The 11,652-nt window shown below is 53.9% G+C and carries 15 protein-coding genes; 12 read left to right on the plus strand and 3 right to left on the minus strand.

Annotated features, from left to right (window positions below):
* Positions 1 to 160: 160 nt before the first annotated feature.
* The 12 genes from yajC (at position 161) to rd (ending at position 8,233) form a co-directional block, all read left to right on the plus strand.
* A complete protein-coding gene (gene yajC, locus D7X94_RS10480) occupies positions 161 to 493 on the plus strand; it encodes a preprotein translocase subunit YajC (protein ID WP_243111262.1) in 333 nt (110 codons plus the stop codon).
* Positions 494 to 677: 184 nt separating this feature from the next.
* Positions 678 to 1,055, plus strand: coding sequence for a TIGR04086 family membrane protein (locus D7X94_RS10485; RefSeq protein WP_120427671.1), 378 nt, complete (start codon positions 678 to 680; stop codon positions 1,053 to 1,055).
* 352 nt (positions 1,056 to 1,407) lie between these two features.
* Complete coding sequence (locus tag D7X94_RS10490; RefSeq protein ID WP_120427672.1) at positions 1,408 to 2,415, plus strand: DUF4349 domain-containing protein; 1,008 nt, start codon at positions 1,408 to 1,410, stop codon at positions 2,413 to 2,415.
* A 287-nt stretch (positions 2,416 to 2,702) separates the two neighbouring features.
* Positions 2,703 to 3,554 (plus strand): DUF3737 family protein, encoded by an 852-nt coding sequence (locus tag D7X94_RS10495; protein WP_120427673.1) that lies wholly within the window; start codon positions 2,703 to 2,705, stop codon positions 3,552 to 3,554.
* 391 nt (positions 3,555 to 3,945) lie between these two features.
* A complete protein-coding gene (locus tag D7X94_RS10500; protein WP_158590995.1) occupies positions 3,946 to 4,527 on the plus strand; it encodes an SH3 domain-containing protein in 582 nt (193 codons plus the stop codon).
* On the plus strand, positions 4,524 to 5,144 hold the full coding sequence (locus D7X94_RS10505) for a potassium channel family protein (RefSeq protein WP_120427675.1): 621 nt from the start codon (positions 4,524 to 4,526) through the stop codon (positions 5,142 to 5,144). The genes D7X94_RS10500 and D7X94_RS10505 overlap by 4 nt, the downstream gene beginning before the upstream one ends.
* Positions 5,144 to 5,806 carry a potassium channel family protein gene (locus D7X94_RS10510; RefSeq protein ID WP_120427676.1) on the plus strand — a complete coding sequence of 221 codons (663 nt, stop codon included), beginning with the start codon at positions 5,144 to 5,146 and terminating at the stop codon, positions 5,804 to 5,806. Before D7X94_RS10505 ends, D7X94_RS10510 begins: the two co-directional genes overlap by 1 nt.
* 527 nt (positions 5,807 to 6,333) lie before the next feature.
* Complete coding sequence (locus tag D7X94_RS10515) at positions 6,334 to 6,750, plus strand: Fur family transcriptional regulator (protein ID WP_120427677.1); 417 nt, start codon at positions 6,334 to 6,336, stop codon at positions 6,748 to 6,750.
* Entirely contained in the window at positions 6,737 to 7,207 is a 471-nt protein-coding gene (locus D7X94_RS10520) for a GNAT family N-acetyltransferase (RefSeq protein ID WP_120427678.1), read from the plus strand. Before D7X94_RS10515 ends, D7X94_RS10520 begins: the two co-directional genes overlap by 14 nt.
* 86 nt (positions 7,208 to 7,293) lie before the next feature.
* A complete protein-coding gene (locus D7X94_RS10525; RefSeq protein WP_120427679.1) occupies positions 7,294 to 7,833 on the plus strand; it encodes an NADH peroxidase in 540 nt (179 codons plus the stop codon).
* A 3-nt stretch (positions 7,834 to 7,836) separates the two neighbouring features.
* The gene (locus D7X94_RS10530; protein ID WP_120427680.1) at positions 7,837 to 8,055 is read left to right on the plus strand and encodes a hypothetical protein; all 219 of its coding nucleotides are present in this window, start codon (positions 7,837 to 7,839) and stop codon (positions 8,053 to 8,055) included.
* A 22-nt stretch (positions 8,056 to 8,077) separates the two neighbouring features.
* Complete coding sequence (gene rd, locus D7X94_RS10535; RefSeq protein ID WP_120427681.1) at positions 8,078 to 8,233, plus strand: rubredoxin; 156 nt, start codon at positions 8,078 to 8,080, stop codon at positions 8,231 to 8,233.
* Between the two features lie 97 nt (positions 8,234 to 8,330).
* Here rd and D7X94_RS10540 read toward each other — a convergent pair whose 3' ends face one another.
* The 3 genes from D7X94_RS10540 to D7X94_RS10550 all read right to left on the minus strand — a co-directional run bounded on the left by D7X94_RS10540 (position 8,331) and on the right by D7X94_RS10550 (position 11,148).
* Positions 8,331 to 9,992 (minus strand): recombinase family protein, encoded by a 1,662-nt coding sequence (locus D7X94_RS10540; RefSeq protein ID WP_120427682.1) that lies wholly within the window; start codon positions 9,990 to 9,992, stop codon positions 8,331 to 8,333.
* Between the two features lie 108 nt (positions 9,993 to 10,100).
* Positions 10,101 to 10,310 (minus strand): hypothetical protein, encoded by a 210-nt coding sequence (locus tag D7X94_RS10545; RefSeq protein ID WP_120427683.1) that lies wholly within the window; start codon positions 10,308 to 10,310, stop codon positions 10,101 to 10,103.
* Positions 10,311 to 10,863: 553 nt separating this feature from the next.
* A complete protein-coding gene (locus D7X94_RS10550) occupies positions 10,864 to 11,148 on the minus strand; it encodes a helix-turn-helix domain-containing protein (protein ID WP_120427684.1) in 285 nt (94 codons plus the stop codon).
* Positions 11,149 to 11,652 lie beyond the last annotated feature (504 nt).

Here is an 11,652-nt window from a genome sequence, read left to right on the forward strand (position 1 = left end):
CGCTCAAAAATCCGTATACTCAGCATATGTGAGCATGCCCTGGGCGGCGTCGCCAGGAGAAAACACGCCTGGGAGGAAATAATCTGATATTTTGCTTGCAACTTGGCGTGTTTCCTGTTATAATCTGAAGTAATTATTGGAAGGGATGTGTTCACACAAGATGTACAATCTGAAATTGATGGACGCGGCGGCCAATGCCGGCGGCGGGATGAGCCTGATTATTATGCTGCTGGTATACGGACTGTTTTTTGCGGCGCTGTATTTCATTTTCTTCCGTCCCCAGAACAAGAAAAAGAAAAAAGAAGCTGAAATGCGCAAGAACGCTCAGGTCGGGGACGAGATTACCACCATTGGCGGCATCTGCGGCCGGATTGTAGCTGTCAAGGAGGAATCGGAGTCCGTGATCATTGAGACCGGCAGCGATAAGTCTAAGCTGCGGGTAAAGCGCTGGGCAATTGGCAGCGTGGATACTGTGCATGAGGATGACGCCTGATCTCCTCGGGAATCCCATGGAATAAAAAATCCCCTTTGCTCATAGGTATAGTTAACGCGGTTTATAAAGAAGCAAATCGCCTCTTTTAGATAGGCGGCATAGCCGCCTACGGGAGTCTGGTATCTGCCGGATTTCCGGCGCGTTTCCGATATTGGGATATCCTATGAGCTGAGGGGTTTTTTCTATGAAATGGATTCGGGCATTGATTTTATCCGGGGCGGTCACCGCCGGAACCAGTCTGCTGCTGCTGTCGGTGCTTGCGTTTGCGGTGTGCAGGATGGGCGCGCTGCCTAGGGGGTCGCTATCCCTCATCACCACCCTGGCGGCCTGTGGGGCGGTATTTCTGGGAGGCTTTGTCCCCGCGCTGTCCCTGCGGGAAAAGGGGATCTTTTTGGGCCTGGGGGCCGGGGCTTTGTTTTTGGTCTGCGCGGTTTTGGTATCGGCTCTGGCATTTCAGCTGGAGGCCGGCCCTGCCAGCATAGGAAAAGGGGCGGCGGTCCTGCTCAGCGGTGCAATCGGCGGCATACTGGGAGCCAACCGCAAGCACAAGGTGAGATTTTAGATGCCCGCAGACCCCTTTCCGCCGGCGTTACAATTCTGTAATCCCAAGTTACAATTATGCAATAGGTCTTGAAATTCCTTCTTGATTCGGCTATGATATTGTTAAATTACCCAGGAATTTAAACAATAGGAATATTACGCGGTCCAGGTACGGAAAACTTGGCCATGCCAAGTTTGGCGCCTGGTAGGGTTCTTAGGGTGACAATCGCCGGCCGAGCCGGCAGGCGAGACCAAAGCCACTAAGCCGCCAGAGGCCCAACCGTACTTTTACGGGCCGTGGTCCTGACAAGGGAGTTCCTATCGTTTGTTGGCGAAGTAATATAACGAATCAGCGGGTGAGGAGAGGATTTCGAATGAAAAAGGCGGTTTGGGAAAAGTGTGGTATTTTGCTCTTGGCGGCGCTCCTGCTGATAAATTTGGGGGCCTGCGGAGGCCAGAATGGAAAAGGCGGGGATTCTTCCAGCAGCCAGGCCTATAGCCAGACCACAGATTATGAGTCTCCCGCTGTGGAATCTGAAGGGGGCGCCCCTGAAAACGGAATGGAGGAAGGCGCGCTGGGGGAGAACCCGGTTCCCAGGGGGGAAAACCGTAAGCTGATCACCACGGTGAATCTGGAGGCGGAGACAAAGGACTATGATGAATTTCTGACTTGGCTGGAGAACAGGGTGGCAGAAGCGGAGGGATACATCGAGTCCTCAGACATGTACGCTTACAACGAGGAGAGCCGCAGTTGCCAGCTGAAGCTGCGGATGCCAGCGGAAAAGCTGAATGGGTTTCTGGCGGCAGTGGGGGAGAACTGCCATGTGCTTCAGCGTTCTACCCAGGAAGAGGACGTGACCCTGGAGTATGTGGACGCGGAGAGCTACCGGGACGCGCTGCTGGCTGAGCAGAAGCGTCTGATGGAGCTATTGGAGCAGGCGTCCAGCCTGGAGGATATTCTCAGTATTGAGGACAGGCTGACCAATGTGCGCTATCAGCTGCAAAACTATGAATCCACGTTGCGGGTGTACGACAGCCAGATCAACTATAGTACGGTGAACTTCTCTTTGAATGAGGTCCGTGAGCTTACCGAGCCGGAGCCGGAAAGCTGGGGCAGCCGGGCCTGGGCTGGCATGAAGAGCAACGCAAAAGATCTGATGCGCTTTTTCCAGGAGCTGGGATTGTTCATCGTTGTCCATCTGCCTACGCTGATTTTCCTGCTGGCTATCGCCGGGACGGTCCTGCTTTTGACCGTGAAGCCCCGCCGCCGGGCCAAAGAGCGCAGGAAACAACAGAAGGCCCTGGTTCAGGCGCGGCAGCGCGAGGCCATGGAGGCGCTGAAACAGGCCAGAGAACGGCAGGGGGAACAGGAGAAGGAATAGACCACTGATATGCTTCCAAAGCATAGGTATCTATAGCCTACGGGTATTTGCATTTTTGGGAAAAGTGGAGTATAATGGTAGACAATCAAAAATGCAAGAAGCTGTGCCGATAGGATTTGTGTTCCGATTTTCGAGCAAGTTCAGTTGGGAGCAAGGCGTGGAGATGCCGGCAATCTGGCGATTGGCAAGTTTTCACAACGCCGCTTCCCGGCTGAATTTGCCGGAAAAGGGAATACAAATCCTATTGGTACGGCTTCTAAACCTCTGATAGGAAAGGAAGCGGAAAGATGGATTTTATAGAGAATAAAACCCTGGATGAGGAGCGGGCTCTGTATGGCAGCCAGGAACTTACTGTGCGGAACTGTTCTTTCAACGGCCCCGCCGACGGGGAGAGCGCCTTCAAGGAGAGCCGGGACCTGACGGTGGAAAACTGCTTTTTTAACTTGCGCTACCCCTTCTGGCATGACAGCGGGGTGACAATTTCCGGTTCTGAGATGACAGAGCTCTGCCGGGCGGCCCTCTGGTATTCCCAGAACGTGGAGATCTGGGACACCAGGCTTCACGGCATCAAGGCCCTGCGGGAATGCGGCGAAATCAGGATGCGGGACTGCCATATTGTTTCTCCGGAGTTTGGCTGGTTCTGCCGCGGCGTAGAAATGGCGGATGTGTACGCGGAGAGCGAGTATTTTATGATGCGTTCCCGGAACCTGCGGTTCAAAGACGTGACCCTCAAGGGAAAATACTCCTTCCAGTATATTGAGGACTCTGTGTTTGAAAGCTGTACTTTTGACACAAAAGACGCTTTCTGGCATGCCAGGAACATAACGGTACGCAATAGTACCGTCAAGGGGGAATATCTGGCCTGGTACTGCGAGAACGCCACCTTTGAGAACTGCAAGATTCTGGGCACCCAGCCTCTTTGCTACTGTAAAGGCTTAAAGCTGGTAAACTGCCAGATGATAGATACGGATCTGAGCTTCGAGAAATCAGAGGTGGAGGCCAGTCTGACCGCGCCTATCCTCAGCATCAAGAACCCGCTGTCCGGCCATATCTGCGTGCCCGGAGTGGAGGAGATCATTCGGGATGACCCTGCCTCTCAGGGAGAGATCATCGTTTGCAAAGAATGCTGCCGCGTATAAGCAGCATTGATAATCAGAATCATCCTATTAGGTAAAAAGCCGTCCTGCATAAAAAGCGGGCGGCTTTTTTGTGTGGAAAGGCCTGGAGGGCGGCAAATCTCACTTGGGGTGGGATTGTCGCCCTGCCGCTTTTTCATCGTGCACACCAGGGATAGCCAGGGCTTTCATTGGGATCCTGGCAAAAGAATCCGGAAAATTTTACGGAATTCAAAAATACCGGTGGACTTTTTCTGGAATTATGCTAAAATAGTAAACAGGAACGCTTTTTGGAAGAAGGGAGATGAGAGAAAATCCGTTTTTTGGACTTACCGGGGAGGAAAAGCAGGAGTCTAATAGGAAAGGCTCCGTGTTGATAGGAAGCGAAAATAGTTTTGGGAAAGGAATGAATACAATGAAAAAAAGCGGCTTTGGGAATTGGGCTTTTGGAAATAAAGCGAGACAGCACGGCAAAAGAGGCCTGGCACTGTTTCTGGTGGGCTGCGCTCTGACAGGGGCCCTGTCTGCCTGCGGCAAAGATGAAGAGGGAGAGGACAACAGCGGTACGGGCAGCGGGCTGTCCTCTCAGGCTCCCATTGCTACTCCCGCGCCGACTCCGGCTACGGCCAAGGGTGTAAAGGTGACGGGCGACGTGGTGAACGTGCGCAAAAGCGCTTCTACAGATAGCGACGCCTATGGAACGGTAGAAGAGGGGGACATCCTGGCCCTCCTGGCGGAGACGCCTCAAGACGGCTGGTATCAGGTGCAGTTTTTGGGCGGGCCGGCCTATATCTATGCGGAGTTTGCGGAGGTGGTCACCATCACGGTGGAGCAGTACGCGGCATTGATGGCCAGCCCCACAGCCACTCCCACTTCCACCCCCGAAGCCAACGCCAGCCCGGATCCCAACGCGTCCCCGGCCCCCAACGCCGGCGGCCAGGAGGGAAATGCCGGCGGCAGCCCCACGCCCTTCATTGACAACGAGGACGGGGAATGAATGTACTCATCATAGGGGGCGGGCTGCTGGGCCGGGCGGTAGCCCAGCGGCTGGACGCCCAGGGCCACGGCGTAGTGGTAGTGGACGAAAGCGGGGATAACCTGGCTTTGCTGGATCCCGCTTTTGGCGGTGTAACGCTGGTGGGCTTTCCCATGGACTTGAACGTGCTCCGCCAGGCGGGGATTGAGAGCTGCGACGCGGTGGCGGTGACCACAGCGGACGACAATCTGAACATCGCTGTGGGGCAGATCGCCAAAAAGTATTTCAAGGTGGAGCGGGTGGCGGCCCGGATTTCCGACCCGGCCCGGGAGGATATCTTCGACCGGGCGGGGCTGCGCACCGTTTGCCCCACCAATATGGCAGGAGAGAAGCTGGCTTCGGAGCTGGTGAGTCCCTGGCAGAACCGGCAGGTGTCCTTTGGCACGGCCAGCGTGGCCCTTGAGGTTCAGCCGGTGGAGAAGCGCTACTTTGGCCGCACCACCCGGGATCTGGATTTGCCGGGCCGAGGTGTTTTTGCCGTGCTCAAGGAGGATGGCCGCTTTGTGCTGAAAGAAACCATCGGGGACGTCCCCCTTTCCGAAGGGGACATGCTGGTGCTGAGCAGGAGGATCGACTGATGCGTATGATTATTGTGGGGGGAGGCCAGGCGGGGCGGAGTCTGGCCCGCCTGCTGTTGGAGCGGCGGCATGAGGTCTGCCTCATTGAAAAAGATGCCGCCCGCTGCCGGGAATTGGCAGACGACCTGGATGCGGCAATTTTTCCCGGGGACGGCACCAATGTGGCGGTGCTGGAGGCTGCGGGTGCCCGTAATGCGGGCTGCGTGATGGCGGTGACTGGGGTAGATCAGGACAATCTGGTCACTGCCCAGTTGGCCCAAGGCCATTTCTCGGCAAAAAAGGTGATTGCCCGGGTAAACGACCCCCGCAACGCCGAAACTTTTCGGGCGCTTGGAATCCAGGACGTGGTAAGCAGCACAGAGATCGTGGTACAGCTCATTGAGCAGGAGGTGGATTCTGCCCATATGCACCTGATTGCCAGCCTGAATCAGGGAAAAGGGGAGATCTTCTCCATGACCCTGCCCTATGACACCGCCTGGGAGGATGTGGCCCTGAAGGACGTGCGCTTTCCCAAGGGGACGCTGGTGATCTCCCTTATCCGGGGCGGAGAGCTGACCATCCCCAACGGCTCCACCGTGCTCCACGCGGGAGACGAACTGGTGGCTGTCAGCGAGGACCGCAGCCGCAAGGCCCTGCATAAGGTTTTGGGAGAAACGAAATAGGCGTTCTCTTGGGGCTGGGGCTTGCGCCGCGGGCGCGGGGAATCCGGCGGGAAAAAGAGTTAGGCGCGCCCAGAAATGCCAGCTTCGGCGCGGATAGGACAAGAATATCAGGCAACGGTTTGCGATACGCGCCGTTGCCGTTTGTTATACTTTTCTAGAGTAATACTGTGTGGCCTCCGCCGCAAGGGGTCTCGTCTGCCGACTCGGTCGGCGACGGGAAATCGCCACTGGCGATTGTCGCCCCCTAAGAACCCCACCACTTTTGAGAAAAGTAAGACATTCGCTACGCGAAGTCTACAAAACTTTTATCCTGGACGGCTTTGGCCGGACCAGCTTAAGGCCAGCTGTCAGAGGCCAACACATAACTATATTAGGAAAGGACAGCTTCTCAAACTTTAATAACGATTCCTACTTTACAAACAGGAAAATTTGTGATATAATATTTGGCAGATGTCCCTTGAGGGGAGAAGCCTCAAAGCACGGTTCTTTTCCCTTTGTTTCGCAAAATGTGGGAAGGAAGTGAAGCTATGCCGCCCAAACGGGAAAATTTCAGCCGCAAACGGGCCGCGATCCTTGCAGCCCTGCGGGAAACCAAGACCCATCCCACCGCAGAGTGGATTTTCCGCCAGCTCAAGCCCCAATATCCAGACTTGAGCCTGGGCACTGTCTACCGGAATCTCAATCGTTTTCGAGAAAACGGATTGGTCCTTAGCGTGGGCGTGGTGGACGGCTATGAACGCTTTGACGGCAACACCGCTCCCCATGCGCATTTGATCTGCAAAAACTGCGGGGCGGTGCTGGATCTCCCTGCCCAGGTGCCGGAGCTGAAAGGATTAAGGCAGGCTTCCCAAGGGATAGGCTGCCGGATCGACTCCGCCAGTGTCACTTTGCGGGGGCTTTGCCCTTGCTGTGTGAAAAAGGAGGAGACAGATGGAGCTTCGTAAAATCACCTTTCGAAACGTGAGCGAGATTGCGGCGCTTTCTGTCCGGGAGGATCAGCAGGAATTCGTTGCGCCCAACTGGCTGAGCCTTGGAGAGGCCTACGTGGTGCTTAGCGACGGGGCTTGGGCCCGGGCCTTCGGCCTTTATGAAGGGGACGAGCCTGTGGGATTCGCCATGTTTGGCTATGGCCCTCTCCCAGAGGAGTCGGAGGACGTCCAGGGCAGCTACAGCCTGTGGCGGTTTATGATCGATCAGAAATATCAGGGCAGAGGCCTTGGGAAGCAGGCGATGCAGGTCTGCCTGGGCTATCTCTCTACCCATCCTTTCCGCCCGGCGGAGAAGGTCTGGCTCAGCTACGAGCCGGAAAACCAGGCGGCTCGGGCGTTATACCACAAATTTGGCTTTCGAGAAAACGGCCGGATGTGCGGGAAAGAGATTGTGGCGGAACGGACGCTGTAAGAGCCGGGCCCGGGAAAAATTTGTTAAGAAGCGCATAGCGCTTTGAAATATCCATATACTATTATTCAAAATAGGAGGAATTCACTATGAAATTTGTTTGCAGCGTTTGCGGTTATGTGTACGAGGGTGACGCCGCCCCTGAGAAGTGCCCGGTGTGCGGCGCGCCCGCAGAGAAGTTCACCCAGCAGTCCGGCGATATGGCCTGGGCCGCCGAGCATGTGGTAGGCGTGGCCAAGGGCGTAAGCCAGGAGATTCTGGACGGCCTGCATGCCAACTTCCAGGGCGAGTGCACCGAGGTGGGCATGTATCTGGCCATGGCCCGGGTTGCTTTCCGGGAGGGCTATCCCGAGATCGGCATGTACTGGGAGAAAGCCGCCTATGAAGAGGCCGAGCATGCCGCCAAATTTGCAGAGCTTCTTGGCGAGGTTGTCACCGACAGCACCAAGAAGAACCTGCAGATGCGCGTGGATGCGGAAAACGGCGCCACCGACGGCAAGACCCAGCTGGCCAAGCTGGCCAAGGAGCAGGGTCTGGACGCTATCCATGACACCGTACACGAGATGGCCCGGGACGAGGCCCGTCATGGCAAGGCTTTCAAGGGCCTGCTGGAGCGGTATTTCAAGTAAGCCATGGATATTAAGGGAAAGATCGAAGAACTGGTAGAGAAGATCAAAAGCGACAAAGCGTTGCAAGAAGGTTTTCTCAAGGAGCCCATCCCCACGGTGGAAAAACTTTTGGGGATTGATCTGCCGGAAGAGCAGCTGGGGCAGATCGCCGAGGGCGTAAAGGCCAAGATCAACCTGGATAAGGCGGGAGATCTCATCGGCGGATTGTTTGGAAAAAAATAACAGGAAAAGCGAGGTTATCACCATGGACAAATATGTATGTCCTTGCGGCTATGTGTACGATCCTGCCGCCGGCGATCCGGATAACGGGATTGCCCCCGGCACCCCCTGGGAGCAGGTCCCGGAGGATTGGGTATGCCCTGTCTGCGGATTGGGCAAGGACTCCTTTGAAAAGGAATAGAAAATGAAAAAATCCCCTGGTTTTGCGTGATATCGCAAAGGGAGAAATTAGCAGATGATATGTATCCGAAAGGCAGTAAGCCTTTCGGATACTGCCTTTAAGCAGTCTTTTGAGGCAGAGGCACGACCTTTTCTATGGCAGGCGCCCCATTCTGCTCCGGCAGCTGGAACGAATAATGGATGACAATTGGGTTGCCGCAGGTGCGGGAATACTTTTCCAGCTTTTCATACACTTCGATCCTGCGGATAAACACCCGCAGCAGTTCAGGCGTCAACTTCGGCATTTCGATATAATCCCGGGCCTTGGTCATGAACTCCCGGATGCACATTTCCCTCATATCCATTTCGTTGATGCGGACGGTGATGGATTTGAGCTCCTGCCGTAGTTCAGCCTGTTCCTGTTCATAGCCACCCGCCATAGCATCATACCTCTCCGGCGTGATCCGTCCGCAGACACGATCCTCGTACAAGCACCGGATGATGTTGTCAAGCTCCCGGACACGGCTCTCGAGCTGGACCTTTTCACGTTCCGCAGTTTCATAAAACTTTTCCGCCTCTCTCTCACCATTCCGCGAGGCCATCTCGTAAAATTCATCGGGCTGCTCTCTCGCAAAGGCGGTCACCGTTTTCAGGTTTTGCAGGACGATCTGGTCGAGCACGCTCTCGCGGATATAGTGCGCGGTGCATTCCTTTGTTCTGGTCTGGAACCCGCCGCACTGGAAATTATTGTTTTCCGGCCTGATTGTCTTCCCCCTGTGCAGATAGAGACGGCTGCCGCATTCGCCGCAGTAGAGATATCCTGCGTACTTATCCATCTCGCCCTGCTTGTCCGGGCGCTTTCGCCCGGCAAAGTGCTTTTGTACCATCTCAAAGGTCCTGCGGTCAACGATGGCCTCATGGGTGTTCTCAAAGATTATGACATTTTCGGGCGGGCTTTTCAGCCTCTTTTTCAGCTTATTGGACTTGGAGTAAGTTTTGAAGTTGACGGTATCACCCGCATATTCCCTGTTTGCCAGCATTTTGCGCACGGTTGTCTGCGACCAGTGGTACGGCCTTGCCATATCAGGTTTCCCGGAACGGCTGCCTGTCTTTCGGAAAGCGTATACGCTTGGCGATACAATCTTTTCCGCAGACAGCCTGTCGCAGATTTTTACGATCCCGATACCGCTGGCATACATTTCAAAAATGCGCTTAATGATGGGCGCTGTTTCGGGGTCGGGGATATACTGCCTGGGGTCGTCGGGACTTTTCATATAGCCATACGGAACCGTTGTACCTACCCGCTCACCCCGCTCGCCTTTGGCACGCTGTACGGCCCGGATCTTGCGGCTGGTGTCCCTGGCATAAAAATCGTTGAAATAATTTTTGATGCCGGAGAAGTCGCTGACGCCCTCCGCGCTGTCCACGCCGTCGTTGATGGCAATGAACCGCACGTCAAACTGGGGAAAGGTGATCTCCATCAGCATTCCTGTCTGCAGATAGTCCCTGCCGAGGCGGGATTGGTCTTTGACGATCACAATGCCTACTTTTCCGGATTCCACGTCGTTCATCATCCGTTTGAAATTTGGACGGTTGAAATCCGCGCCGGAAAATCCGTCATCGATATAAAACTGTGTGTTAAGGAACCGGTGTTCTTCCGCGTATTTTTGCAGGATCATTTTCTGATTGGTGATGCTGTTGGACTCCCCCTGGAGCTGGTCCTCCTGGCTGAGCCTGCAGTAGAGCGCGGTTATTAAATTCGTATTTTCGGTTGATCTCATTTCACTTTTCCTTTCCGAGCGGGATACCGCTCTGTCAAACCGAATAGGATACGGTTACAGCATACCCTATACCGGAGCGAAAGTCCAGCGAATCTGCAAATAAATCCGCTAATTTTTTCCGCCGTTTATAAGGTACTTCAATTTATCTTTAGCGCTTTCCTCCGTGGCGGCAGGGAAGCAGGCCATCACCGGATAGGTTTTTCCATCCAGCGTTACCGCATAGCAGACGCCGATGTGCTGTGGCTGCTTCTTTCCCTTGCGAAGCGCCAGGATCTTTTCACGTCTTTTTCTGAGCAAAGTAAGATCGATATTTTTCATATTATTCCTTTCTGCCTTGCGGCTGGTAGAGTGTTTTTTGATGGGGTGTTCCTGCAGAGAAAGAAATGCGGGCCTAAACCGGCAACCCCTGAATATTTGCCGTTACACAGCCAATTATGGGGTTTGCAACCCTGTTTGTTGAAAAGCGGGGAATCAGCAACCCTATTTTGCATTGCGCTCCTGAAAGCCCGAAATCCCTTGAAACGACCGGCATTGCCGGGCGTTGTGACCCGGAGGTGGGGAGCATAGCAACCCCACCTCCTTTCTCCTGCTTTCTTTTCGACCCTGGCAAAACTACCCGGAATACATGGCTGTTGGGGCCTGACTTACTTTGCCGTGTATCGCGCGGTTTGGGCGTACATACTGCGCAAAGGTGTAATCCCCCGGCCATTTGCGTATGCCGGGCACAAGGGCCGCCAGAGGCCGTACAACGGGCTTGTGGCAGATGGCTGGCTCGCTTAGTTCTTTCTGCTGAACGGATAACCTTGTGTTTAGTTCTATGGGTTTTCTTCCTGATAGGAAATCTTAACACTATCCCAATGGAATATTTCCACTATTCCAGAAGGTTCTCCACATGATACAGGTTGCTTGCCCTCGTTCCGTCCCGGCGGTATCTGCCGACCTTTTTTACAAGCCCAAGCGTAGATAAATTTTCAATGGCTGTGTCGACGGTCTTTTTATCCATGCGGCATTCCGCCGCTATCACTCGCCGTGAGGGGAAACAGGAACCGTCCGCGCCGCTGTGCCGTACCAGGCAGCAGTAGACAGCAAAATCCCTTGGCTTTAGCCCCAGGTCGAAGATACGGTTGGCTACCATAAAGAAATTTTTGTGTTTCATTCGCTTTTCCTTTCCTCGATTTTTGCTGGAAGCTCAAATTTGATACAATCATTTGCATCTCACCTTTCGTAAAATATGTACCCCCTTCGGAGAGAAAACAGAAAGACTCGCATACACGCAGGACAGAAGCATAAACAGGCGAACCTCCTCGGTTCGCTTTGATATGCTCTGTACCTATGTGTTACGAGTCTCGAAATTTTAAGTGGGCCGCTGGCTGTTTGATTGGCAAACAACGCGGCTGGCATTCAGGTACTTGATTTTGTAGTCTTAGTCTAACATGGATTTTTTGATTTGTCAATAGATTTTCTAAAATTGGGCAGAGCTTAGATAAAGCACAACTTAATAAACACCAAAGTATCGATTTCAGAAATCAAGTGTTCCTTTTTCGCGGATTTCATTCAACCTACCCAACTTAGGGAGTGTACATTTAAGTTTCTATGCTGTATAATGTGATATCATAGGTTTAGAGTGTCCATCCAAGCCAAGATTTCACAAAAAATTCAC

Origin of the sequence: Acutalibacter sp. 1XD8-33 (assembly GCF_003612555.1) — a bacterium.
Taxonomy (GTDB): Bacteria; Bacillota; Clostridia; order Oscillospirales; family Acutalibacteraceae; genus Acutalibacter.